This is a genomic window from Amycolatopsis sp. NPDC031561, from assembly GCF_055580625.1.
In genome coordinates, this window is record NZ_JBVILA010000038.1 from 48,860 (window position 1) to 71,246 (window position 22,387).

24 protein-coding genes are annotated in these 22,387 nt (G+C 67.5%); 8 read left to right on the forward strand and 16 right to left on the reverse strand.

Annotation, left to right across the window (positions count from 1 at the left end; translation table 11 throughout):
- Positions 1 to 21: 21 nt before the first annotated feature.
- Together ACZ5IK_RS41965 and ACZ5IK_RS41970 are read right to left on the reverse strand one after the other, a co-directional pair.
- Complete coding sequence (locus tag ACZ5IK_RS41965; RefSeq protein ID WP_465492801.1) at positions 22 to 1,380, reverse strand: dicarboxylate/amino acid:cation symporter; 1,359 nt, start codon at positions 1,378 to 1,380, stop codon at positions 22 to 24.
- A gap of 100 nt (positions 1,381 to 1,480) precedes the next feature.
- Positions 1,481 to 2,128 (reverse strand): Maf family protein, encoded by a 648-nt coding sequence (locus ACZ5IK_RS41970; RefSeq protein WP_465492802.1) that lies wholly within the window; start codon positions 2,126 to 2,128, stop codon positions 1,481 to 1,483.
- A gap of 166 nt (positions 2,129 to 2,294) precedes the next feature.
- Between ACZ5IK_RS41970 and ACZ5IK_RS41975 the strand changes: the two genes are divergently transcribed.
- Entirely contained in the window at positions 2,295 to 4,100 is a 1,806-nt protein-coding gene (locus ACZ5IK_RS41975; RefSeq protein ID WP_465492825.1) for a glycoside hydrolase family 3 protein, read from the forward strand.
- A gap of 164 nt (positions 4,101 to 4,264) precedes the next feature.
- On the opposite strand, the gene ACZ5IK_RS41980 is transcribed toward ACZ5IK_RS41975, so the two are convergent.
- Positions 4,265 to 5,878, reverse strand: a complete 1,614-nt coding sequence (locus tag ACZ5IK_RS41980) for a DHA2 family efflux MFS transporter permease subunit (RefSeq protein ID WP_465492803.1) — start codon at positions 5,876 to 5,878, stop codon at positions 4,265 to 4,267.
- A complete protein-coding gene (locus ACZ5IK_RS41985) occupies positions 5,859 to 6,485 on the reverse strand; it encodes a PadR family transcriptional regulator (RefSeq protein WP_465492804.1) in 627 nt (208 codons plus the stop codon). The genes ACZ5IK_RS41980 and ACZ5IK_RS41985 overlap by 20 nt, the downstream gene beginning before the upstream one ends.
- 158 nt (positions 6,486 to 6,643) lie before the next feature.
- Between ACZ5IK_RS41985 and ACZ5IK_RS41990 the strand changes: the two genes are divergently transcribed.
- A complete protein-coding gene (locus ACZ5IK_RS41990; RefSeq protein ID WP_465492805.1) occupies positions 6,644 to 8,023 on the forward strand; it encodes a serine hydrolase domain-containing protein in 1,380 nt (459 codons plus the stop codon).
- On the opposite strand, the gene ACZ5IK_RS41995 is transcribed toward ACZ5IK_RS41990, so the two are convergent.
- The 8 genes from ACZ5IK_RS41995 to ACZ5IK_RS42030 all read right to left on the reverse strand — a co-directional run bounded on the left by ACZ5IK_RS41995 (position 8,020) and on the right by ACZ5IK_RS42030 (position 14,150).
- Positions 8,020 to 8,340, reverse strand: a complete 321-nt coding sequence (locus tag ACZ5IK_RS41995) for a hypothetical protein (protein ID WP_465492806.1) — start codon at positions 8,338 to 8,340, stop codon at positions 8,020 to 8,022. The genes ACZ5IK_RS41990 and ACZ5IK_RS41995 overlap by 4 nt on opposite strands.
- Positions 8,337 to 8,543: a DUF397 domain-containing protein gene (locus ACZ5IK_RS42000; RefSeq protein WP_101612378.1), complete on the reverse strand. Its 207-nt coding sequence runs from the start codon at positions 8,541 to 8,543 to the stop codon at positions 8,337 to 8,339. The genes ACZ5IK_RS41995 and ACZ5IK_RS42000 overlap by 4 nt, the downstream gene beginning before the upstream one ends.
- Positions 8,544 to 8,743: 200 nt before the next feature.
- The gene (locus tag ACZ5IK_RS42005) at positions 8,744 to 9,574 is read right to left on the reverse strand and encodes a helix-turn-helix domain-containing protein (RefSeq protein WP_465492807.1); all 831 of its coding nucleotides are present in this window, start codon (positions 9,572 to 9,574) and stop codon (positions 8,744 to 8,746) included.
- Positions 9,575 to 9,693: 119 nt separating this feature from the next.
- Entirely contained in the window at positions 9,694 to 9,912 is a 219-nt protein-coding gene (locus ACZ5IK_RS42010) for an acyl-CoA carboxylase subunit epsilon (protein WP_101612380.1), read from the reverse strand.
- A complete protein-coding gene (locus tag ACZ5IK_RS42015; RefSeq protein ID WP_465492808.1) occupies positions 9,909 to 11,546 on the reverse strand; it encodes an acyl-CoA carboxylase subunit beta in 1,638 nt (545 codons plus the stop codon). The genes ACZ5IK_RS42010 and ACZ5IK_RS42015 overlap by 4 nt, the downstream gene beginning before the upstream one ends.
- 58 nt (positions 11,547 to 11,604) lie before the next feature.
- Entirely contained in the window at positions 11,605 to 12,267 is a 663-nt protein-coding gene (locus tag ACZ5IK_RS42020; protein ID WP_465492809.1) for a response regulator, read from the reverse strand.
- Positions 12,264 to 13,415 (reverse strand): histidine kinase, encoded by a 1,152-nt coding sequence (locus ACZ5IK_RS42025; protein WP_465492810.1) that lies wholly within the window; start codon positions 13,413 to 13,415, stop codon positions 12,264 to 12,266. Before ACZ5IK_RS42025 ends, ACZ5IK_RS42020 begins: the two co-directional genes overlap by 4 nt.
- Before the next feature lie 315 nt (positions 13,416 to 13,730).
- The gene (locus tag ACZ5IK_RS42030; RefSeq protein ID WP_465492811.1) at positions 13,731 to 14,150 is read right to left on the reverse strand and encodes a MarR family winged helix-turn-helix transcriptional regulator; all 420 of its coding nucleotides are present in this window, start codon (positions 14,148 to 14,150) and stop codon (positions 13,731 to 13,733) included.
- A 97-nt stretch (positions 14,151 to 14,247) separates the two neighbouring features.
- Here ACZ5IK_RS42030 and ACZ5IK_RS42035 point away from each other — a divergent pair, with 97 nt between their 5' ends.
- Positions 14,248 to 14,853 carry a flavodoxin family protein gene (locus ACZ5IK_RS42035; protein ID WP_465492812.1) on the forward strand — a complete coding sequence of 202 codons (606 nt, stop codon included), beginning with the start codon at positions 14,248 to 14,250 and terminating at the stop codon, positions 14,851 to 14,853.
- Here the strand turns inward: ACZ5IK_RS42035 and ACZ5IK_RS42040 are convergent.
- Positions 14,812 to 15,579, reverse strand: coding sequence for an NAD(P)H-dependent oxidoreductase (locus ACZ5IK_RS42040; RefSeq protein ID WP_465492813.1), 768 nt, complete (start codon positions 15,577 to 15,579; stop codon positions 14,812 to 14,814). The genes ACZ5IK_RS42035 and ACZ5IK_RS42040 overlap by 42 nt on opposite strands.
- Positions 15,580 to 15,622: 43 nt before the next feature.
- On the opposite strand from ACZ5IK_RS42040, the gene ACZ5IK_RS42045 reads away from it, so the two are divergent.
- The 5 genes from ACZ5IK_RS42045 (at position 15,623) to ACZ5IK_RS42065 (ending at position 19,994) form a co-directional block, all read left to right on the forward strand.
- Positions 15,623 to 16,633, forward strand: a complete 1,011-nt coding sequence (locus ACZ5IK_RS42045; protein WP_465492826.1) for a GlxA family transcriptional regulator — start codon at positions 15,623 to 15,625, stop codon at positions 16,631 to 16,633.
- 60 nt (positions 16,634 to 16,693) lie between these two features.
- On the forward strand, positions 16,694 to 17,392 hold the full coding sequence (locus ACZ5IK_RS42050) for a lysoplasmalogenase family protein (protein ID WP_465492814.1): 699 nt from the start codon (positions 16,694 to 16,696) through the stop codon (positions 17,390 to 17,392).
- A gap of 67 nt (positions 17,393 to 17,459) precedes the next feature.
- Positions 17,460 to 17,777: an ArsR/SmtB family transcription factor gene (locus tag ACZ5IK_RS42055; RefSeq protein ID WP_465492827.1), complete on the forward strand. Its 318-nt coding sequence runs from the start codon at positions 17,460 to 17,462 to the stop codon at positions 17,775 to 17,777.
- A complete protein-coding gene (locus ACZ5IK_RS42060) occupies positions 17,774 to 18,211 on the forward strand; it encodes an SRPBCC family protein (RefSeq protein ID WP_465492815.1) in 438 nt (145 codons plus the stop codon). Before ACZ5IK_RS42055 ends, ACZ5IK_RS42060 begins: the two co-directional genes overlap by 4 nt.
- A 19-nt stretch (positions 18,212 to 18,230) precedes the next feature.
- Positions 18,231 to 19,994: an alpha/beta hydrolase family protein gene (locus ACZ5IK_RS42065; RefSeq protein WP_465492816.1), complete on the forward strand. Its 1,764-nt coding sequence runs from the start codon at positions 18,231 to 18,233 to the stop codon at positions 19,992 to 19,994.
- Here the strand turns inward: ACZ5IK_RS42065 and ACZ5IK_RS42070 are convergent.
- Genes ACZ5IK_RS42070 through ACZ5IK_RS42080 form a run of 3 tightly spaced genes read right to left on the reverse strand, consistent with a single transcriptional unit; the run spans position 19,991 to position 22,033 of the window.
- Complete coding sequence (locus ACZ5IK_RS42070; RefSeq protein WP_465492817.1) at positions 19,991 to 20,425, reverse strand: VOC family protein; 435 nt, start codon at positions 20,423 to 20,425, stop codon at positions 19,991 to 19,993. The two genes, ACZ5IK_RS42065 and ACZ5IK_RS42070, sit on opposite strands and share 4 nt — an antisense overlap.
- A 42-nt stretch (positions 20,426 to 20,467) precedes the next feature.
- Positions 20,468 to 21,394, reverse strand: a complete 927-nt coding sequence (locus ACZ5IK_RS42075; protein WP_465492818.1) for a sigma-70 family RNA polymerase sigma factor — start codon at positions 21,392 to 21,394, stop codon at positions 20,468 to 20,470.
- A 15-nt stretch (positions 21,395 to 21,409) separates the two neighbouring features.
- Positions 21,410 to 22,033 (reverse strand): LysE/ArgO family amino acid transporter, encoded by a 624-nt coding sequence (locus ACZ5IK_RS42080; protein ID WP_465492819.1) that lies wholly within the window; start codon positions 22,031 to 22,033, stop codon positions 21,410 to 21,412.
- Positions 22,034 to 22,387 lie beyond the last annotated feature (354 nt).

A 22,387-nucleotide genomic window follows, 5' to 3' on the forward strand; every position in this document is an offset into this window, starting at 1 on the left:
GGCCTTCACGCGCTTGGAAAGCTACTTCGAGCCCGCCGCGACAGGCTCCTTCTCCGACGTAGCCGCTTCGCCGTTGTCAGTGGGCGAAGGGTCCGTCAGCGAGTTGAGCACTTCGTCGTCCAGCAGGCCTTCGCTGCGGGCGACGATGACCGGCACGACGATCTGGCCCGCGACGTTGGTCGCGGTCCGGATCATGTCCATGATCGGGTTCACCGAGTAGATCAGCGCGATGCCGAGCGCGACCTGCGCCGGGTCGAGCCCGATGAGCGACGCGGTCAGGGTCAGCGCGGCCAGCCAGCCGGTGACGCCCGCGGTCGCCAGCGCGCCGAACACGGCGGCCGCGATGATCCCGAGGTACTGCCAGAAGTTCAGCGAGACACCGGACAGGTTCGCGATGAAGATCGCGCCGATCGCCGGGAACACCGCCGCGCAGCCGTCCATCTTCGTGGCGCTCGCCAGCGGGGTCGCGAAACCCGCGTAGCCGGGCTGGACGCCCAGGTTCACCGCGGCCTGGCGGGTCAGCGGCAGCGTGGCGCCCGAAGACGACGACGCGAACGCGAACTGGATCGCCGTGCCCGCCTTGGAGAAGAACTTCAGCGGGCTGACCTTCGCCACGAACTGCAGCAGGATCGGGTAGACCACCAGCAGCACCAGGAAGCAGCCGACGTACACCGCGAGAGTGGCGGTGAACAGCGGCTTGAACAGCGCGTCACCGTAGGTCGACACGGCCTCGCCGATCAGGCCGATGATGCCGATCGGGGCCAGGCGCACGATCCAGCCGAGGTAGCGCTGGATGATCTCGAAGACGCTGCTCGTGAAGTCGACGAACGGCTTCGCCTTGTCGCCGAGGCTGTAGGCGGCCGCGCCGATCAGGACGGCGAGGAACAGCACCTGAAGCGTCTCGCCCTCGGTGAAGGCGGTGAAGAAGTTCTTCGGCAGCAACCCGTTGATGAAGTCGCTCCACGATCCCCACGTGGCCTTGGCGGCCCTGTCCGTGTTCTTCGCGGTCGCGGCGACGCCTTCGCCGAGGCCGCCGCTGCCCGGGTTGAACAGCTTCGCGACGGCGATGCCGATCAGCGACGCGATGAACGAGGTGATCGCGAACCACAGGACGGTCTTGCCACCCAGCCGGGCGGCCTTCTTACCGCCACCGAGATTGCGCAGGCTGCTGATGCCGACCACGATCGCCGTGAAGACCAGCGGGATCACCGCGATCTGCAGCAACGTGGTGAAGATCGTGCCGATCTGGCCGAGCAGTTCGGTCAGCCAGCTCGTTTCGGTGCTCCTGGCGAGGAGGCCGAGAAGGGCACCCACGACGAGCGAGCCGAGAACTGCCACCGCGAAGACTTTTGGCCTGGTGTAGGTCCGAATGAAAGACACGGGGCGACTCCGGTGCGTGAAAGTTTCCTGATTGGCCGAACGTGAAGAACGTTCGGCAAGGCAGGACTCTTCCGGATCACCCGATCGTGTGGGAGCTGTCTCAGGATGCGGGACGCGTCCAGAGATCGATGACACTCACGCCGACCTCGGTCAGCAAACGCCGGGTCAGCGGCAGGCTGATGCCGATGACGCTCGAGAAGTCGCCGTCGATGCCCTCGATGAACCAGCCGCCTAGCCCGTCCAGCGTAAAACCGCCTGCCACCTGAAGCGGTTCGCCGGACGCGATATAGGCCTCGATCTCCTCCTGCGACGGTGTGCCGAAGCGAACAGTGGTGCCCTCGGTGCCTGAGGTTTCCTTCGTCCGCTCACCATTCTCGACGCGGATGATGGCGTGGCCGGTCAGAAGTTCACCGGTTTCGCCCGCCATCGACGCCCAGCGCTCGCGCGCGGCTTCCGGGGTGATCGGCTTCCCGACCATTTCGCCCTTGATCGACAGCATCGAATCGCAGCCCACGATGACCATGTCGGCGTGTCCGACATGGTCACTGTGAGAGCCGGTGAGCGTCTCGAAAACCGCTTCGGCCTTCGCCGCGGCGAGCGCGCGGACCAGCTCTTCCGGGGCCGGGTCGGTCAGGGACGCGGCCACCGCGTCCTCGTCGACGCCGGAGACGACGACGCTGGGATCGAAGCCGGCGGAACGCAGGACGCCGAGGCGGGCGGGGGACTGGGAAGCGAGGACGAAACGCACTTGAGGAAGGTACTCGACGGCCCGCCGTTGCCTAATTGTGACCGGGGACACCCGGACGTGGAGCTAGTTTGTTGTGGCGCGCAACATATGGATTGTTCGAGCTACGGAGGAAACAATGTCGTCCCGCCTCCGCGTCAGAAGATCACTTCGCACGACGCAAACCACTCTGCTCGCAGGCCTGCTCCTGGCCGGTTCGGCCCTGGCACCGGCGGCGTCCGCCGGCCCGGGGCCCGTGTACAAGAATCCTCACGCTTCGACGTCCGCGCGGGTGAACGACCTGCTCAAGCGGATGAGCCTCGACGACAAGATCGGCCAGATGACCCAGGCCGAACGCGGTGCGGTCACCCCCGACCAGGCCGCCGCTCTCAAGCTGGGGTCCTTGTTGTCCGGCGGTGGTTCCGTCCCCGCCTCCAACACTCCGGCCGGCTGGGCCGACATGGTCGACTCGTACCAGAAAGCGGCGGTTTCGACGCCGCTCGGCATCCCCACGATCTACGGCGTCGACGCCGTGCACGGCCACAACAACGTCTACGGCGCGACGATCTTCCCGCACAACATCGGCCTCGGCGCGGCCAACAACCCGCGTCTGGTCGAGAAGATCGGCCGCGCGACGGCACTGGAAGTCGCCGGAACGGGACCGCAGTGGGACTTCTCGCCGTGCCTGTGCGTCGCCCGTGACGACCGCTGGGGCCGTACTTACGAGTCCTTCGGCGAAACCCCGCGCGACGCCATCGCCAACGCGTCGGCCATCACCGGTCTCCAAGGTCGCAGGCTCGGCGAGAAGCCGGGCTCGGTGCTCGCGACCGCGAAGCACTACATCGGCGACGGTGGCACCACGAACGGCGTCGACCAGGGCAACACCGAGGTCAGCGAACGTGAGCTGCGCCAGATCCACCTGCCGCCGTTCCGCGAGGCGATCGACCGCGGCGTCGGCTCGGTGATGATCTCGTTCTCCAGCTTCCAAGGGGTGCGCATGCACGCCCAGAAGTACCTGATCACCGACGTCCTCAAGAAGGAACTGCGGTTCTCCGGCCTGGTGATCTCGGACTACAACGCGATCAACCAGATCGACGGTCAGGAAGGCTTCACGCCCGAAGAAGTGCGGCTTTCGGTCAACGCGGGCATCGACATGTTCATGGTCCCGTGGGATGCGCCGCAGTTCATCTCCTACCTCAAGGCCGAGGTCGAGGCGGGCCGTGTCTCGCGCGACCGGATCGACGACGCGAACCGCCGCATCCTGGCGGAGAAGTTCAAGCTCGGCCTGTTCGAGCATCCGTACACCGACCGTTCGCTCCAGAAGACGTTCGGCAGCAAGGAACATCGCGAACTGGCCAGGCAGGCCGTCCGCGAATCCCAGGTGCTGCTGAAGAACGACGGTGTGCTGCCCCTGGCGAAGAAGAACAACAAGATCTTCGTCGCGGGCAAGAACGCGAACGACATCGGCAACCAGGCGGGCGGCTGGACGCTCACCTGGCAGGGCCAGAGCGGCCCGGTCATCCCGGGCACCACCGTTCTCGACGGGCTGAAGTCGGGCGCGGGGAAGGGAACCACGGTGACGTATGACCGTGCGGGTAACGGAATCGACACCAGCTACAAGGTCGCTGTCGCAGTGGTGGGCGAAACGCCGTACGCCGAAGGGCAGGGAGACCGGCCCGATGGCTTCGGGCTCGACGCCGAAGATCTCGCCACGATCGCCAAACTGAAGGGTTCCGGGGTCCCGGTCGTCGTGGTGACCGTGTCCGGGCGTCCGCTCGACATCGCTTCGCAACTGCCGGGATTCAACGGCCTCGTCGCCGCCTGGCTCCCGGGTAGCGAAGGCGCCGGTGTCGCCGATGTGCTTTACGGCGACTACAACCCGACCGGGAAACTGACGTTCAGCTGGCCGACGAGTGCGGCTCAGGAACCGGTGAACGTCGGTGACGGCAAGAAGGCGCTGTACCCGTACGGCTTCGGCCTGCGGTACCGACGGTAGGAAGCTTCCGCCCTCCCGCGGATGAAAGGAAAGGCCCGTTCCTTGCGAAATTTGCAAGGAACGGGCCTTTCCTTGTACTGGGGAGGGGTGCTCCGATGTCATGAAAGGGGCTTTCAGGACGAAAAATGTCCTGAAAGCCCCTTTCATGACATGCGCGACCGGGGTCAGGCGGCGCTGGTGACAGGTTCCGGAGCCGGAGCGGGAGGCACACGCGGAGCCGGACGACGCATCGTCAGCGCCGCGAGCACGCCCAGCAGCAGCACGGCCGCCGGAAGCAGCAGTGTCACCCGGGCTGCGTCCGTCAGTCCATTGTGGACGGCGTCGAGAGCGAGCCGCTGGGCCTGCTCCGCCACGTCCGCGGGAAGTCCCGAAAAGCCCGACTGCCCGGAGGAACCGAACTCCCCGGTCGATTCCGCGGCCTTCGCGACCCCTTCCGCGAACGGCGCGCGGTACTGCTCCGGCAACGCTGTCGCGGCCGATGCCGCCTCGTCGGCGATCGAGGCGCTGATCCGCGCCTGCAGCAGCACGCCGACGGCGGCACTGCCGAGCACGCCGCCGACCTGGCGCGCGGTGTTGAAGATGCCCGACGCGGTCCCGGTGAGTCGCGGCTCCACCGAACTCATCGCGATGTTGCCCATCGGCGCGAAGATGAACCCGATCCCGGCGCCCGCCACCAGCAGCGCCGGGGTGAGCGTCCACGCGTTCGCGCCCGCCCGGGCGATCAGGGCCACCAGTCCCATGCCCGCCGCCAGCGCGGTCAGCCCGATGATCAGCAGGACCTTGCCGTTGACCTTGTCCGAAGCCCGGCCGACGAACGGGCCGATCATGCCCGCCAGCAAGGACATCGGCGCGAACAGCAGGCCGGACATCGTCGGTGACTCGCCGAGGACGGCCTGGATGTAGATCACCAGCGGCAGGAACATGCCGGTCATCGCGAAGCCGACGGTGACCGAAGTCAGTGTCCCGGCCGAGAAGTTGCGGTTCGAGAAGACACTCAGCGGCAGAAGCGGTTCGTTGCGGTTGAACCGTTGCCACACCACGAAAGCGACGAGCAGGGCGAGGCCGGCGCCGATGATTTCGAACACGGTGATCGGGCCGAGCACGCGTCCCCAGTCGTACTGCTGTCCATTTTGGACTCCGTACACGACGAGGAACAGTCCCGCGCCGGAGAGCAGGATCCCGGGAACGTCGAAGGAATGTGAGTGTTTCGGCTGCCAGTCCGGCACCTTGAGCAGCGCCAGCGCGAGCGCGACCACGCCGACCGGCAGGTTGACGAAGAAGATCCATTCCCAGCCGAGATGGTCGACGAGCACGCCGCCGAGCAGCGGGCCGACGATCGCCGCGATCCCGGCGACACCGCTCCAGAGTCCCATGGCGGGGCCGCGTTTCGACGGCGGGAACAGATGGCTGATGAACGCCAGGGTCTGCGGCGTCATCAAAGCGGCGCCGAGGCCCTGCACCGCGCGGGCCGCGATGAGCATCTCGACCGTGCCGGACAGCCCGCACCACAGCGAGGCCAGCGTGAAGACCACGAGTCCGGCCAGGTAAACGCGTTTCGGGCCGAAGCGGTCGCCGAGGCGGCTGGCGAACAGCATCGGCACCGCGTAGGCCAGCAGGTAGACGCTGATCACCCAGACGATCGCGTTCAGTCCGGCGCCGAGTTCGCGCAGCATCGCGGGGATCGCGGTCGAAACGATCGTGGTGTCCAGCAGGATCATGAAGAAACCGAGGCACAGCGCGGAAAGCGCGGCCCAGGGATTAGCTTGTCTTACGTTCATCGGTGTCGTCCTTGGTGACCAGGTTCAAATGAGGCTTGCAATGGTCCGGGAAGTCGATACGGCCGGATTCCAGGTCTTCGACCAGTTTTTGGGTCCACTCGAGCTCGAAGGCTCGCCGCGCGGTGGCGTAGGACCAGTCGAGCAAGTAGATCTCGGGGAGTTTGTGCTCTTCGGCCAGGCTTTCGAGGACGACCTGGTCGGAGGCGACGGAGGCCTGCAAGCGCAGGACACGGTGCTTGAGCTGGATGATCGACATTTCGGGGCCGAGTTCGTCGATGACGGCGAGGGCGCTGAGGTACTCGGGGTACTCCTCGGCAGGCGTACTCAGCATGTCCTGCGCGCGGTCCACGAACTCGTCGCGACCGGCGTCCGTCATCGCGTACACGGTGCGCTCAGGGCGCTTCCCGTCGCGCTGCGTTTCGACGATCTCGACGAAACCGTTCTGCTGCAAGCGATCCACCGTGTGGTAGAGCGATCCGGCCTTCACCTTGACTCGCGTGCTGACATAGCGCTCCTTCATCAGCTGCGCCATCTCGTAGGGATGCATGGGCCGCTCGTGAAGGAGCTCCAGCACCGCCATGGCGAGCGGAGTGAGTTTCGCGGCCATGCATGATCCTCTCGGAAGATTCCGTATCGATTATTCCGCGTGGACTATATGGCACGGCTCCGGCCCTGTTCAAGCGACCCTGCTTCTTGCGCACGACGATCGCTTGTGCGTACAGTGTGCGCAAGACGAGAACGACGTACGCAACGAAGGGGAAAGCCATGACGAACACCGTGAACTGGGACGCCGGCCGCTGGCAGGCCAAGCTGGACGAGCTTCGCGCCGCCCACCACGTTCCGGGCGCCGTGCTCGCCGTGCTGGCGGACGGCGAGATCCACGAACTCGCGAGTGGCGTCCTGCACCGCGGGACCGGCGTCGAGACGACGACCGATTCGGTGTTCCAGCTCGGTTCGATCGCCAAGATCTACACCGCGACCCTGGTCATGCGGCTGGCCGAAACCGGCGCGCTGGACCTCGACGCACCGGTCGTCGAGGTGCTGCCGGAGTTCGAGACGATCGATCCCGAGGCGACCAGGGCGATCACCATCCGGCAGCTGCTGAGTCACACCAGCGGCCTCACCTGCGATTTCCACCTGGACACCGGCCGGGGTGACGAGTGCATCGCCCGCTTCGTCGAGGCGAGCAAGGGCATCGCGATGGACTGCCCGCCGGGGACCGCGGTCTCCTACAGCAGCGTCGGGTACCAGGTGCTCGGCCGCATCGCCGAAGTGGTGACCGGGCTGACCTGGGATCAGGCGCTCAAGGAGCTGATCTTCGAGCCGCTCGGGCTGAAGCAGTCGATGACCCTGCCCGAGGAGGCGCTGAGTTTCCGCGCGGCGATGAGCCACCTCGGCGAACCTGGGCAGGATCCGGACCCCGCGCCCGCCTGGGATCTGATGCCGCGGTCTGCGGGACCGGGCGCGCGGGTGATCGCCTCCGCCGGTGACGTCGTCCGGCTCGCGCGGATGCACCTCGACGGCGGCCTGGCGCCCGACGGGACCCGTGTCCTGGCACCGGAAACGGTCGAAGCGATGCAGCGCCGCGAAACCGACGTCCCCGACAAGTGGACGGTCAGCGCGGACGGCTGGGGGCTCGGCTGGACGCTCTACGACTGGGACGGCACACCCGGCATCGGTCATGACGGCGCGTCCATCGGGCAGTACGCGTATCTGCGCGTGGTGCCGTCCGCGGGAGTGGCCGTCGCGCTGGTGACCAACGGCGGCGGCGCCCGGCAGCTTTACGCGGCCCTGTTCCGTGAACTGCTCGACGAGTTCGCCGGCGTCCGCATTCCCGAAGCCTTCGCGCCGCCCGCCGAACCGCCGATCGTGGACCTGGCGCGCTTCGAGGGCGTCTACCGCCGCGAAGGCGTGATCATCACGGTGACCGGGGATTCGCGGCTGAGGTACGAATTCGTCGGCGGCATGAAGGACTTTTCGCCGCCACTGGACATGGATCTGGTGCCCGTCACCGACACCGTCTTCGCCGCGTCAGGTGCCGGCCCGTCGTTCAGCGAGGACTGGATGCCCGTGGTGTTTTCGACGCTCTCGACCGGCACGGACTGTGTGTACATCGGGATGCGTGCCGCCCCGAAGGTCGCCTAGTTCAGGCGTCTCGGCCCGATTTCGCGTTCGAGGAAGCGGTGGTACTCGATGGCCGCTATCGAATTCTCCAGCTGTTCGAACGTCGGCGCGGGGAGTGCCCCGTTGAAGACGATCGTCAGGCTCTTGCGCGGGATGTTGATGACGTACGGGTCGACATCGAGTTCTTCGCAGTTCTCGCGCAGGACGGCGGTCCAGTGCTCCAGGTCCTCGTCTTCGCCGAGGTGTTCCCAGCGCGCGACGATCCAGTTGCCGTTGATCAGCTGGCCCGCCATCTCCCGCGGATCGTGGATCATGTACGGCTCGGCGACGTCGTTCATCGGCCAAGGTGATCGAGGAGCGCGGCGAAGGACTCGGCCGGGAGTACCAGGATCGGGCGGGTCTCGTCCGGCAGCGCCCACTGCTTGGTGTCGCGGATGCCGATCAGGCCGGGCGAACCGCCGACCTCGACGCAGGCGTTCTCTTCCCAGTGCGTGTAAGTCGACTTGTGCCAGTCGGTCATGCGTTCGTGCCAGATGGTCATCGGAGGGCCTTTCCCCAGTGACTGTTTCGGCAAGTAGACGGGTTGCGCGGCAGCAAGGTTGGCGATATCGGGTGATCTGTTCCGATTGGTCGGTGAACGGCTCCGGTGATCGCGTTCGGCGCAGGAAAAGGGACCTTCACCGCAAGCCGCTTTACTCACGATGCACTCTCGGAGTGCATAGCGCCAAGGGTCTTTGGTCACTAAAGCGGTTCGACCGCGAGCTGTCGGTAGTCGGTGGCGATCCGCGCCAAATGGGCACAGGCGACGTCGTCGTAAGTGGCGTAGCGCTCGACTTCCGCGAAGTTCTTCTCGTAGTCGGCGACTTCCCGTTCGTCCGTGACGATCGCCGTCGCCGTCTGCGTCCCGAGAAGGACCGCCCGGGAGTCGTAGATGTCGAAACCGTGGAGGACGGGGACCGAGACCGGCGTGGTCCACGGGATCACGCCCAGCCGCACCCGGCCGCTGCAGGACAGCTCGATGAGGTGGCCGAGCTGGGCCTGCATGGTCGCCGCGCCGCCCATGTTCCAGCGCAGGGCGCCTTCGGTGATCACGAAGTGGAACTCACGGTTCGAATCGAGGATCCGCTGGCGCTCCAGCCGGGCCTCGACGGTCTGGTCGCGTTCGCTGTCCGGCAGGGGGTCGCGGAACAGCGCGGTGATGTAGTCGCGGGTCTGGAGCAGGCCGAACACGATGGTCGGCTGGAAGCTCCGGATCCGGGCGGACGCCGTCTCGATCTTGCCGATGCGCTGCTGCATCCGCCACGCGCCGCGCTGCAGTACGACGCGGGCGGACGACGCTTCCTCACGGAGGTCCCGGGTGATCGCGACCAGCGCACGCCGGATCTTCGCGGGCGCGCGGTAGGCGCGGCACAGCGCGACGACCTGGTCCTCGGTCGGCATGAACGCGCCGGTTTCGACCCGCGAGACCTTGGACTGGCTGAGGCCGGTGAGAATCGCCGCCTCGGTACCGGACAACCCGGCGGCTTTGCGCAGACGGCGCAACTCGGCGGAGAGATGGTCCTGGTTCGTCACGCACGGCTTTCTGGGGCGATCGCGGATACCTAAGACCTGGCGAACCGGACGAGCCGGACCGCCAGATCTGTCACGATAGCCCTCGGGATCCCGTTCCGCGCTTCTCGCGGGGAGCCGGTTCAGCGAGGGAGTGCCGAAGCCCGCCAGGCGCCGTCGCCGGGGGCGAGCGGGGCCCGCACGAGCGAGGCCTTGTCCGCCCACCACGATTCCCGTTTCGGCGCGGGCTCCGGAGCCCGCGCGCTCGCCGCCGCCGCGACGACGGCGGTCAGCGCGGCGAGCTCGACGTCGCTCGGATCTCCTCGGACGACCCGCAGCAGCGGGGTTTCGGGCGCGCTCACAGCGGGATGTTCCCGTGCTTCTTCGGCGGCAGGGTCTCGCGTTTGCCCTGGAGCAGCGAGAGCGCCTTCGCGACGTGGCCGCGGGTGTGCGCGGGCACGATCACCGAGTCGACGTAACCGCGCTCGGCCGCCGCGTACGGGTTCAGGAGCGTGTCTTCGTACTCCTGGATCAGCTCCGCGCGCAGCGCGTCGACGTCCTTGCCGTCGGCGGCGGCCGCGGCGAGTGTCTTGCGGTGCACGATGTTCGCCGCGCCCTGCGCGCCCATGACCGCGACCTGCGCCGTCGGCCACGCCAGGTTGATGTCCGCGCCGAGGTGCTTCGACCCCATGACGTCGTACGCGCCGCCGTACGCCTTGCGGGTGATGACGGTGACGAGCGGGACGGTCGCTTCGGCGTAGGCGTAGATCAGCTTCGCGCCGCGCCGGATGATGCCGTTCCACTCCTGGTCGGTGCCGGGCAGGAAACCGGGGACGTCGACGAAGGTCAGGACCGGGATGTTGAACGCGTCGCAGGTGCGCACGAACCGCGCGGCCTTCTCGGACGCGTCGATGTCGAGGCAGCCGGCGAACTGGGTCGGCTGGTTCGCCACGATGCCGACGCTGCGCCCGTCCACCCGGCCGAACCCGACCAGGATGTTGGGCGCGAACAGTTCGTGCACCTCGAGGAAGTCGCCGTCGTCGACCACGCGGTTGATGACCTCGTGCATGTCGTACGGCTGGTTCGGCGAGTCCGGGATCAGCGTGTCGAGCTCGCGGTCCGACTCGGTGACGTCGTCGAAGAACCCGCCAGGTGCGGAGTCCGTCTCGAACAGCGGCGCTTCCGACAGGTTGTTCGCCGGGAGGAACGAGAGCAGTTCCTTGACGTACGCGATGGCGTCTTCGTCGTCGGAACCGAGGTAGTGCGCGACACCCGAACGGGTGTTGTGCGTGCGCCCGCCGCCGAGCTCCTCGAAGGAGACCTCTTCGCCGGTCACGGTCTTCACGACGTCGGGGCCGGTGATGAACATGTGGGAGGTCTTGTCGACCATCACCACGAAGTCGGTCAGCGCGGGGGAGTAGACGTGCCCACCCGCGTTGGCGCCCATGATCAGCGAGATCTGCGGGATGACGCCGGACGCCTTGACGTTGCGGTTGAAGATCTCGCCGTACAGCCCGAGCGAGACGACGCCTTCCTGGATCCGCGCGCCGCCGCCCTCGTTGATGCCGACGATCGGGCGGCCGGTCTTGATCGCCAGGTCCATCACCTTGACGATCTTCTCGCCGTACACCTCGCCGAGCGAACCGCCGAAGACGGTGACGTCCTGGCTGAACACGCACACCGGACGGCCGTCGACGGTGCCGTAGCCGGTGACGACGCCGTCGCCGTAGGGACGGTTCTTCTCCTGGCCGAAGTTGACCGAACGGTGCTTCGCCAGCTCGTCGAGCTCGACGAACGAGCCTTCGTCGAGCAGTAGCTCGATCCGCTCGCGAGCGGTCTTCTTGCCCTTGGCGTGCTGTTTCTCCACCGCCCTCGCGGAACCCGCGTGCACCGCCTCGTCATACCGGCGGTACAGGTCGGCCAGCTTGCCGGCCGTGGTGTGGATGTCCGGTTCGTCCTCGGGCGGCGTCCCGAGCGGCTCCGTCGCACTGCTCATGAATCCGCAGCCTAGCTACTCAACGGTCACTTCGCGTGTGGCGTAGACAACGTCCGGATCAGAGAGCGGCGCGCACCAGACCGGATTCGTAGGCCGCGATCACCAGCTGCGCCCGGTCCCTCGCCGCGAGTTTGTGCAGGAGGCGGCCGATGTGCGTCTTCACCGTCGCCAGCCCGAGATGCAGCGTCCCGGCGATCTCGTCGTTCGACAGGCCGCGCGCGATCAGGCTCAGTACTTCCCGCTCGCGGGTGGTGATGCCGTCGAGCGACGGCGCGACGCGCTGTCCGGCCTCGGGCAGCCGGGTGAATTCGGCGATGAGCCTTCGCGTGATCGACGGGGCGAGCAGTCCTTCGCCCGCCGCGACGACCCGGATCGCGGTCAGCAGCTCGGCGGGCGGAGTGTCCTTCAGCAGGAATCCGCTGGCGCCCGCGCGCAGCGCCGAATAGACGTAGGCGTCGAGATCGAACGTCGTCAGCATCAGCACGTGGACGCCTTCGGTCGCGGCCGACGCGCAGATCCGCCTCGTCGCTTCGATCCCGTCCAGCTCCGGCATGCGGACGTCCATCAGCACGACGTCCGGACGTTCCTTCTCGGCCAGTTCCGCCGCCTGGAGGCCGTTGCCCGCCTCCCCGACGACCTCGAGGTCCGGCGCGCTGTCGACGAGCACGCGGAAGCTGCCGCGCAGCAACGCCTGGTCGTCGGCGATCAGTACGCGGATCATCGTGTCCCCACTTCCTTGACGGCGTACGGCAGCCGCGCGAACACCCGGAATCCCCCGGCGGGAAGTGGTCCCGCCTCGAAGTCACCACCGTAGACCGCGACCCGCTCGCGCATGCCGATCAAGCCGTGCCCGCCCGTGGCCGAGGCCGAGCCTTCGCCGCGGCCGTCGTCGACGATCTCGACGCTGACCTCACCGGGGTTTTCGGTGATCGTGACCCGGCAGACCGACGGTCCCGCGTGCTTCACGACGTTGGTCACCGCCTCCTGCGTGATGCGGTAGACCGAAAGCGCGACGCCCTCGGGGAGCTCGTCCACCACCTCGCCGGTCAGCTCGACGCGCACTCCGGCCTGCCCGGCGCGTTCGGCGAGGGTCCGCAGATCGGCGAGTTTCGGCGCGGGGCCGAGCGCGGCCTCGGGAGTGCCGTCACCGGAACGGAGGACGCCGAGCATCCGCCGGAGTTCGACGAGGGTTTCACGACTGGTGAGTTCGATGACCCGCAACGCTTCGCGCGCTTCCTCGGGCTGTTCCTCGGCGACGTGATTGCCCACTGCCGCTTTGACCGCGATCAGGCTCATGCTGTGGGCGACGACGTCGTGCATCTCACGCGCGATGCGCAGCCGCTCGTCGGATACCGCCTGATCGGCCTGGGATTCGGCGAGCAGGGTGAGGTTCGCCTGCCGTTGTCGCGCTGTCCAGCCCAGCGCCCAGGAGCCAGCCACCCCGCCGCCCGCGAACGCGATCGACGCTAACGTGGAGGGCCCGAGCTGCACGACCTCGAGGACCGCGACGACGAGCAGGCCGAGGCCCAAGGCGATCAGCGAGCGGGCTCGCGGGTGTTCCAGTGCCAGGGTGTAGAGGGCGCACGCCATGGCCAGGATCGCGGCCGGGCCCAGCCCGTTGCCCGCGAGGACGGCCGGGATCAGGCTGAACAGGCCGAGGCCGTAGGCCGCCACGGGCCAGTGCCGTCGCACCACGATCGCGATCGCGCACGCGGCGACCGTCGCCCAGGCGAGCCACATCGGGATGGCGACGGTGAACGTCCACGTCTTCGCGGCGAGGTTCCCGCCGACGGAGACCACCAGCACCAGCGCGACGATCACGTCGAGGACGTGCGGTACGCGGCCGGGGAGCGCGGACGGCTGTTTCATACGGCGAACCTAGCCGGGCGCGGGACTTTCGCGCGTCCGTCCGGTGGAGGTCATCCCCAGGGTGGAGATCGGCTTCTCGGGAGGCGGGGGTCGGGTTGGTCGTGAGTGGCGATTCGGGTTCTCTTGATAACCCGAATCGCCACTCACGATGCCCGGTTCGGTGCCTGTCGCGGGTGTCTTGAAGGCCACCTTCAGGACGCTCAACGTCTCAAGGGTGGCCTTCAGGACGCCGGGCGCTCTCTCACCGACCGCATCTAGAGGACTACTTGCGGCCGGCCAGCGACGAGACGCTCCTTTACGGACCCGCGCCGCTGCTCAAGAGACGCCGCGAAGCGCGGCGACGGCGTCCTTCAGCTCAGGGTCGGCTTCGGCCTTGTCGAGAGCGGCCGCCAGCACCTCCTGATAGGTCGGCTCGGTCTCGGCGTGCCGTTTCCGGCCTTCCTTGGTGATGCACGAATACACGCCGCGGCGGTCGTTCTCGCACGGGTCGCGCTCGGTCAGCCCGGCGTCTTCGAGGCGGACGACCATTCGGCTCACGGAGCTCTGGTTGAGCCCGATCGCCTCGGCGAGTTCCTGCATGCGCAGGACACCCTTCCCGGTCGCGGCCAGCTTGCCGAGCGCGCGGAACTCGGAGAGACCGAGTCCGTGCCGTCGCTGCAATGCCTTCGCGAGTTCTTGCTCGATGCGCCCGTGCAGCGCGAGGACGCGGCCCCACGCCAGTTCATCGGCGGTCAAGGCGACCTCCCTAGTTTCCTTGACACCAGTTTACATGCAGTGACACAATCTGCTTGCACATACATGTACTTTGAAATCACTTCGGAGGGGGATCGCCATGGCCGACGATCGAAGCTTTCTGTTCCTGGTCGGGAGTGCCCGTGCCGGTGGCAACACGGAGATCCTGGCGAGGCGGGCGGCCAAAGAGCTTCCTCGCGGCGTCAGGCAGCGGTGGATCCGGACGGCCGAGGTCCCGTTGACGCCTTTCGTCGACCGGAAGCACGACGGTGAGGACTTGGTGCCACCGGCCGGAAACGAGCGGTTGCTGCTCGACGCGACCTTCGCCACCACGGATCTGGTGATCGCGTCGCCGGTCTACTGGTACAGCGTTTCGGCGTCGGTGAAGCTGTACTTCGACCACTGGGCGAGCTGGCTGGATCAGCCGGAACTGGAGTTCAAGGCACGGATGCGCGGTAAGACCCTGTGGGGTGTGAGCGCGCTCGCCGAGCGGCCGGAGCAAGCGGAACCGGTGATCGGAACGTTGCGTAAAACCGCCGAATATCTCGGAATGCGGTGGGGTGGGCAGTTGCTCGGCAACGGAAGCCGTCCCGGAGACGTCCTGCTCGACGAAGGCGCGCTCAAGGCGGCCGAAACCTTCTTCGCCGATGCGGACCTCGTAGGTCTAGAGGAGGTGAACGCCGTTCCCGCTCCGGCCGGGAGCTAGATCCGGACGGAGCACGAGGTGCTCGTCGTAGTCGCCGCCGTTCTGGGAGCGGAACGGGATCGGGTCGCGAGTGGACAGTGTGCGCAGCCGGTCGTGCAGGGCCGCGACGGCGTCGTCGTACTGCTCGGGGGAAACTCGGTCGGCGCCGCAGATCGTCAGCGGGGGAAGGACGGACATTCCCGCGTACCACAGGGTTCCGTGCTGCAGTGGGAACAGCAGGTCGTCGATCTCGCCGTTCACGCCGCGCGGTCCGATGGTGGCGTCCGGCGCGCCCGCGGTCAGCAGGACCATGGCACGCTTCCCGGCCAGCGCTCCTTCGCCGTAACGCGACGTTTTGCCGTCGGGGCGCCGCACGCCGTAAGCGAAACCTTTGACGAACACGCGGTCGAACCAGCCCTTGAGGATCGCGGGCATCCCGTACCACCACAGGGGGAACTGGACGATCACGGAATCCGCCCAGTCCAGTTTCTCGTGCTCCGCGTGGATGTCGTCGCTGAGTTCGCCGGTCTCGAAGGCGTGTTTCGACGTCGAGCCGACGATCAAGTGATCGCTCGGTGCCGCTGAACCGAAGTCGTCGGCGTCGACGACCGCCTTCCACTTCATCGCGTACAGGTCGGACTCCCGGACGTTCGCCCCCTGGGCGCGGAGCGTGCGCAAGCCTTCGTCGCGCAGCGCGCCGCCGAGGGAACGAGGTTCCGGATGGGCGAAGATCCACAACACGTTCATGTCCCCACCGTCCCTCGGTCCTCTGGTCAACGCGAGTGGCCCGATGGCCAACATGTGCAAGAATCGAGCCATGGGCTTTTTCGCGCATCCGGACCGCCATCGGGTCGCCGTGCTGGTCCGGCACGGAATGCTGGTGATGGAGCTGGGCATCGTCACCCGGCTGTTCGGCACGGCCAAATCGGCCGACGGCGAGCGGCTCTACGAGGTCGTCACCTGCACGCCGGAGCCGGGGCAGATCCGGACGGATGCCGACATCACCATCTCCGTCCCGGTCGGACCCGAGGTGCTGGCCGAGGCCGACACCGTGGTCATCCCCGCGTCGTCCACCGAGTACGAGCCGACCGGGCAGGACCTCACCGAACCGCTCGCGCTGGCGCTGGCGCTGATCCGGCCGGACGCCAGGATCGCGTCGATCTGCACGGGTGCCTTCGTGCTCGCCGCCGCCGGCCTGCTCGACGGTCGGAAGGCGACCACGCACTGGCGTTCGGCGCTGGACTTCCAGGCGAAGTTCCCGAAGGTCGCCCTCGATCCCAACGTGCTGTACACCGACGACGGCAATGTGCTGACGGCGGCGGGCGTCGCGTCCGGGATCGACCTTTGCCTGCACATGATCCGCTGTGATCACGGTGCCGCGGTCGCGAACGAGGTCGCGCGCGGGACGGTCGTCTCGCCGCACCGGGAGGGCGGGCAGGCGCAGTTCATCCGCCGCCCGGTTCCGGAACCGCAGTCGTCGTCGACGGCGGCGGCGCGGACCTGGGCACTGGAGAACCTCGGCAGGCCGCTGACGTTGCGCGAGCTCGCAGCGAAGGAGTCGATGAGCACGAGGACGTTCACGCGGCGTTTTCGGGACGAGGTCGGGATTTCGGCGTTGCAGTGGCTCACCCAGCAGCGGGTCGAAAGGGCACGTCAGCTGCTCGAAGAAACCGACCTGCCGGTGGACAAGGTCGCCACCGAGGCCGGGTTCGGCACTGCCGCCTCGCTGCGCCAGCACTTGCAGGCGGCGCTCGGTGTCTCGCCGAGCGCGTACCGGAACACTTTCCGCGAGGCCGTTTAAAAGACGTCGGCGAGCTGACCTCCTGGTAACTTACCCAAAAATAAGTTCCGGAGGTGGTTCGTGAAGGCCCTCAAGTTCGCCGAGCGGGTGCTGTTCGGCGTCGCCGCGATCGGCACGGTGTACTCCGCCAGGACGGGCAACCGGCGGTTGCAACTGGTGACGAAACCGGCCGCGGTCCCCGTGCTCGCCGCTCGTGTCGCCCGGGCGCAAACGCTTGCACCAGGGGAGAAGGGCCTGCTCATCGCCGGTTTGGTCGCGGCCGGTGCGGGCGACCATTTCATGGGCCGGTCGCACGAGGATCGCGAACTGATCAAGGGCGCGACGTCGTTCGGCGTGATGCAGGTGCTGTACTCCGCGTTCTTGTGGCGTCGCGGTGCCCGTCCGCGTGCCGCGACCGCGTCGCCCCGGCTCGGAGCGTGGGCTGCGGCGGCTATCGCGATGGCGCTGCCGAAGCCGTCTCCAGTGTCCTCGGTGCTTTCGGTCTACGGAGGACTGTTGAGCACGACGTCGACCCTCGCGGCCGACCCGGCTTTGGCGCCGAAGGCCAAGGTCTCCGGCGGAATGGTGGTCCCGTCGGGTGACCGGCGGACCTGGATCGCTGCCGGCGCGCTGCTGTTCTCCGCGTCGGATCTGGCGATCCTGATCCGCCGCAACTTCGTCACCAGTGAGCGGGTGCGGGCGAACCTCGAGACCTTCGTGCTGACCTCGTACCTCGCCTCGCAGTGGCTGCTCGTCGAAGGCATGACCGCGGAAGACTAAAAAGTTAAGCATCTACTTGACTATCGCTCGGCGTGGGCGGATAGTTAAGCATGTGCCTAACCAACGGATGGATCAGGTGTTCAAGGCGCTTTCCGACGGGACGCGCCGCGAAATGATCGAGCGCCTCACCCGGGGACCAGCCTCGGTGGGGGAGCTCGCGCAGCCGTTGTCGATGTCGTTGCCCGCCGTGATGCAGCACCTCCAGGTGCTCGAAACCTGCGGGCTGGTCCGGACGGAGAAGGCGGGGCGAGTCCGCACCTGCCACCTCGAACCGGACGGCCTGCGGATGGCCGAGGACTGGCTCGGCGGGCAGCGCACCGGCTGGGAACGCCGGCTCGATCGCCTTGGTGGCTTTCTGAGCTCCGATGAAGGGAAAGAGTCATGACCGTCAAACACGCCACCTTCACCCTCGAACGCGTCTACGCCGCTCCGCCCGAACGCGTTTTCGCCGCTTGGTCCGACCCTGCCGCGAAAGCGGGCTGGTTCACCGTGCCGGGCGGCGGCCATTCCCTTGACTTCCGGGTCGGCGGCCGAGAAGTCACCACCGGTCCGCCCGATGGCGAGAAACGGATGGCCTTCACGTCGGATTATGCGGACATCGCCGAAAACGAGCGGATCGTCTACGCGTCGACTCTCTCCGCGAACGACGTCCCGGCGACCGTGTCCGTGACGACGGTCTTGTTCGAAGCCGAGGCGGGCGGCACCCGGCTGACGTTGATCGAACAGGGCACCTTCCTCGACGGTCACGAAGAACCGAGCTGGCGGGAGCAGGGAACGGGCGACTGGCTCGACAAACTGGGCAAAGCGTTGGCACGGTAACTTCCGGCAGGATGGGGACATGCTGACCGCTGAGCTGATCGTCGACAGCCATGTCCCATCGGTACCCGCGCTCTCCTCCGACGGGAAATGGGTCGCCTACCAGGTTTCGACCATCGCGAAAGGCGTCCCCGAGATCTGGCTCGCCGCTGTGGATGGCAGCGAAAAGCCGCGGAAGCTGGCTGAAGGATCCTCGCCCCAGTGGTCCGTGGATGCCCTCTATTTCCTCCGGGACGGCCGTGTCTGTTCGGGGGACGAGGAACTGTTCGCCTGGCAGAGCGAGGTCACCGGGTTTCTGCCGCTGCACGACCGGATCGCGTTCATCGCTGAGGACGAGACGCCCGCGCCGGCCATCTGGGTCTGGAGTGAGAGCCTTCGCCCGGCGCGGCTGCGGAGTTTCGACCCGCGGACCGGCGAGATCAGTACGCTGATCGAAGACCACGTCGTCGACGTCGCCCGCCGCCCGGACGACGGGGCGCTCGCCGTCGTCACCTGGCCGACGCCGGAGGCCGATCCGGGTGGTCTCGAACCCCGGCTTTCCGTGCTGGATCTGGAAACCGGTGAGCGGCACGATCTCGGCCGGGTCGCGGTCGAAGCCGCCAGCCCCGTTTGGTGGCGGGACGAGGACGGCTGGCATATCGCGTATCTCGGGAATCCGGAACTGGTGGGTGGCCGGGCGGTCTTCGACGTTTCCGTGGAAACAGGGGAACATCGGAACCTGACCGAGGAATCGACCTGCCCGGTCAAGCTCGCGCAGGTCGATTCCGGTGCTCCTCTGGTGCTCGTCGCCGACGGGCTCGACACGGCCCTCCATCGGCTCGGGTCCGGCGAAGTGTCGTTCTGGCGCGGGCAAGGCGACGCGGTGGCCTCGAACGGCGAGATCGTGGTCACCGTGCTGAGTACCGCGTACCGGCCGAAAGATGTCCATTGTGGACCGGTGGGCGGGGCGTTGACGCAAGTCAGCGACACGGCGCCGGAGTTCGCCGGGATTTCGTGGGGCGCCCAGGAACGGTTGTCATACAAGGCGTCCGACGGCCTCGCGTTGGACGGCCTGCTCGTTCTGCCGCCGGGAAAGACTCGGGCCGACGGGCCTTTCTCGCTGGTCACGCATGTTCACGGCGGACCTTACGACCGGCACGCGGACCGGTTCATGCTCGGCTGGTTCCCGTCCGCGCAGTGGCTGGCCCTGGCAGGGCACGCCGTCTTCCTGTCGAATCCCCGTGGGGGACAAGGCCATGGGCACGAATTCGCCGTTTCCGTCGCCGGACGGGTCGGCCTGGAGGAATGGGGAGATATCGAGACCGGGATCGATCTCCTCATCGCCGAAGGAGTGGCCGATCCGGAGCGGCTCGGGATCGTGGGCGGGAGTCACGGCGGATACATGACGGCCTGGGCCGTCGGGCAGACCCGCCGGTTCAAGGCGGCCCTGATGGTCGCCGGGATCTGTGACTGGAGCATGCTCTCCGCGACCGGTGAACTCGGCCCGCTGGTGGAAGCCGCGCACAGCGGGAGTATCGGCTGGGAAGGGACCGGCCCGCACCGGCACGATCAAGTCAACCCGATCTCCTTCGCGTCGAAGATCGAGACTCCCGTGCTGATCGTGCACGGCGCGGAAGACACGAACGTCCCGTTGTCCCAGGCGGAATTCTTCCACCGCGCGCTCCGCCACTTCGGTGTCGAACACGACCTCGTCGTGTATCCCGGCGAAGGGCATTCGCTTCGCGGACGGGAACACCAGCTGGATCTGCTCCGCCGCAGCCGCGAATGGTTCGCCCGGCTGCTCTAGCTCCAGTCGGCCTGCGGTTCGCCGGGGATGTGCGTGCCGAAGGTCCACTCGTAGCCTTCGAGATCGTCGACCCGGCAGCGGTAGTTGCCCCATTCGGTGTTCGCCGGTTCCCAGACCTGCGTCGCGCCGGCCTCGACGGCGGAGGCGAAGACGGCGTCCACGGCCTCTTGCGTCGCAAGGCTGACGTAGAGGCCGTGGCCGACGGTCTCACCCTTGCGGGTCGCATGGTCGTAGTCCTCCTCCGCACTGAACACCATGATCGAGACCCCGCCGAGCCGCAGTTCGGCGTGCTGGATCAGGCCCTTGTCATCGGGGAACTCCATGAGGGTCTCGAAGCCGAAGGCACTTTCGAGCCAACGAAGCGCCTTCGGAGCGTCGCGGTAGGCGAGGTAGGAGTGGAGGGAAGCGGGGCGTGCCGTGGTTTCGGTCATAGGCAGAGCTTGGCAACCAATGCGGACACCTGCGGTCCTCGATCAGGGAATCTTGCCCGGCAATCCGAACCGGGTCAGATCGGCGGTCAGGAACGACACGACTTCGGCGATCTTCGTGCCGTTCAGCACGACCAGGTCGAGCCCACCGGGGACGAAGGCGTTCTCCCTTTCGTCCCACAGGTACGTGCCGAACGCGAGCTGACCGTTCGCACGAGCCGGGAGGAGCCGCCAATCCCTGGCCAGCGGACCGTCGAGCAGGAACGCGCGGATGGCGTCGCGGCCCTGGTACCACTCGGGCAGCGGCGGCATGCTGTACCTGGCGTCCTCGGTGAGCATCGCGACGATGGCGTCGACGTCGCGGCTTTCCCAAGCCGCGACGTACTTGCCCGCCACTTCCCGGAAATCGCCGACCGGCCCGGGCTCGCCGTGAAGCCGCACGACCTTGCGGGCGCGCTGCAGGGCGCTGTTGACCGAGGCCACCGTGGTCTCCAGCTGATCGGCGACCTCCTGCGCCGAAAACTGCAGCACCTCACGAAGCACGAGCACCGCCCGTTGCACCGCCGAAAGGCGCTGCAACGCCGCGACGAAGGCCAGCTCGATGTTCTCCCGGATCAGGAACCCGGCTTCGGGCCCCTGATCCGGATACGGTTCGAGCCAGAGGCGTTCGGTTTCCGGTGCGTCCGGGCCCAGGTCGGCGGGCAGCTCGCGACGTCCCCGTCGCTCGATCGCCGTCAGGCAGCGGTTCGTGGCGATCTTGTACAGCCACGGCCGGATCGACCCGCGACCGTCGAAGCGATCGAGACTCTTCCAGGCCCGGACGAGGGTTTCCTGCAGCGCGTCGTCCGCGTCGTGCACCGAACCGAGCATGCGATAACAGTGCGCGTGCAACTCGCCGCGAAACGGGGCGACCAGCCGCCCGAAAGCGGCCGAGTCACCCGCCTGCGCCGTCTCGAGCAGTGTCTCCGCCATCCGTCGCCTCCAGGCTCACCAGAGTAGGCGGATTCCGAGCACGGTGATCAGCGCGCTGGACGCGAGCGCGGTGACCAGTCGTCCACGACGTCCGGTCAGCGCCTTGCCGAGTACCGCGCCGCCGCCCGCGAGGAACAGTTGCCAGCTCGCCGAAGCCACGAACGCGGCGAGCACGAACACCACGTGCTCCGCCCCGGTCGCCGCGGCCATGTCCTCGCTGCCGAGCACGAGCGCCGCGAAATAGACCACCGTGGTCGGGTTCAGCAGCGTGATCCCGAGCAGGCTCACGTAGGCCTTCAACGGCCCTATCGCGACAGGCTGCGTCACGTCGGCCTTCGCGGAGTCGCGGAAGTTCCGGACCCCGGTGAATCCGATGTGGACCGCCAGCCCGAGCAACACCACCACCGAAACCCACCGCAGCGGACCGGCGATCGGCTGGATGATCGGGATGAGCCTGCTGCCGCCGAGGACCGCGACCAGGGCGTAAAGGCCGTCGGCCGTGGCGACGCCCAGCGCGGCGTACGCGCCGATCTTGAGCCCTGACCGCGCCGTCAGCACCACCAGATAGGTCGCGACCGCGCCCACCGGAATGGCGATGCCAAAGCCGGCGAGCAGGCCCGCGACGAGCGCGGCGCTCACGGTCGGACTGGTGTCGGCCTCCGCCAGGTCCCGGCCTGCTGCTGCACCCGCACCCGTCGGAGGACGGAGGGCGTCGGCAGGAAGGCGAGGGTCGAAGTCATGTGCAGAAGGATGCGAACGGATCGCTCCGCGCGCAACACAATTAACGGGACCGGGCCGGGTTGGTCGTGAGTGGCGATTCGGGTTATTGAGGAGTAAGGCACAGGTGGCGTGTTCGTGGGTGAGGCTGGCCACGGGACGAAGGTGTCCTTCGTCGCGTCCGATGCCGAGCGGCCGTGGGGGGGGGGGGGGGGGGGGGGGGGGGGGGGGGGGGGGGGGGGGGGGGGGGGGGGGGGGGGGGGGGGGGGGGGGGGG

Bases quoted from the DNA above. Each gene is read 5' to 3' on its own strand.
- ACZ5IK_RS41980 (WP_465492803.1), bottom strand. From the start codon at position 5,878: ATGAACGTAAGACAAGCTAATCCCTGGGCCGCGCTTTCCGCGCTGTGC.
- ACZ5IK_RS41985 (WP_465492804.1), bottom strand. From the start codon at position 6,485: ATGGCCGCGAAACTCACTCCGCTCGCCATGGCGGTGCTGGAGCTCCTT.
- ACZ5IK_RS41990 (WP_465492805.1), top strand. From the start codon at position 6,644: ATGACGAACACCGTGAACTGGGACGCCGGCCGCTGGCAGGCCAAGCTG.
- ACZ5IK_RS41995 (WP_465492806.1), bottom strand. From the start codon at position 8,340: ATGAACGACGTCGCCGAGCCGTACATGATCCACGATCCGCGGGAGATG.
- ACZ5IK_RS42000 (WP_101612378.1), bottom strand. From the start codon at position 8,543: ATGACCATCTGGCACGAACGCATGACCGACTGGCACAAGTCGACTTAC.
- ACZ5IK_RS42015 (WP_465492808.1), bottom strand. From the start codon at position 11,546: ATGAGCAGTGCGACGGAGCCGCTCGGGACGCCGCCCGAGGACGAACCG.
- ACZ5IK_RS42020 (WP_465492809.1), bottom strand. From the start codon at position 12,267: ATGATCCGCGTACTGATCGCCGACGACCAGGCGTTGCTGCGCGGCAGC.
- ACZ5IK_RS42025 (WP_465492810.1), bottom strand. From the start codon at position 13,415: ATGAAACAGCCGTCCGCGCTCCCCGGCCGCGTACCGCACGTCCTCGAC.
- ACZ5IK_RS42035 (WP_465492812.1), top strand. From the start codon at position 14,248: ATGGCCGACGATCGAAGCTTTCTGTTCCTGGTCGGGAGTGCCCGTGCC.
- ACZ5IK_RS42040 (WP_465492813.1), bottom strand. From the start codon at position 15,579: ATGAACGTGTTGTGGATCTTCGCCCATCCGGAACCTCGTTCCCTCGGC.
- ACZ5IK_RS42045 (WP_465492826.1), top strand. From the start codon at position 15,623: ATGGCCAACATGTGCAAGAATCGAGCCATGGGCTTTTTCGCGCATCCG.
- ACZ5IK_RS42055 (WP_465492827.1), top strand. From the start codon at position 17,460: ATGGATCAGGTGTTCAAGGCGCTTTCCGACGGGACGCGCCGCGAAATG.
- ACZ5IK_RS42060 (WP_465492815.1), top strand. From the start codon at position 17,774: ATGACCGTCAAACACGCCACCTTCACCCTCGAACGCGTCTACGCCGCT.
- ACZ5IK_RS42065 (WP_465492816.1), top strand. From the start codon at position 18,231: ATGCTGACCGCTGAGCTGATCGTCGACAGCCATGTCCCATCGGTACCC.
- ACZ5IK_RS42070 (WP_465492817.1), bottom strand. From the start codon at position 20,425: ATGACCGAAACCACGGCACGCCCCGCTTCCCTCCACTCCTACCTCGCC.
- ACZ5IK_RS42075 (WP_465492818.1), bottom strand. From the start codon at position 21,394: ATGGCGGAGACACTGCTCGAGACGGCGCAGGCGGGTGACTCGGCCGCT.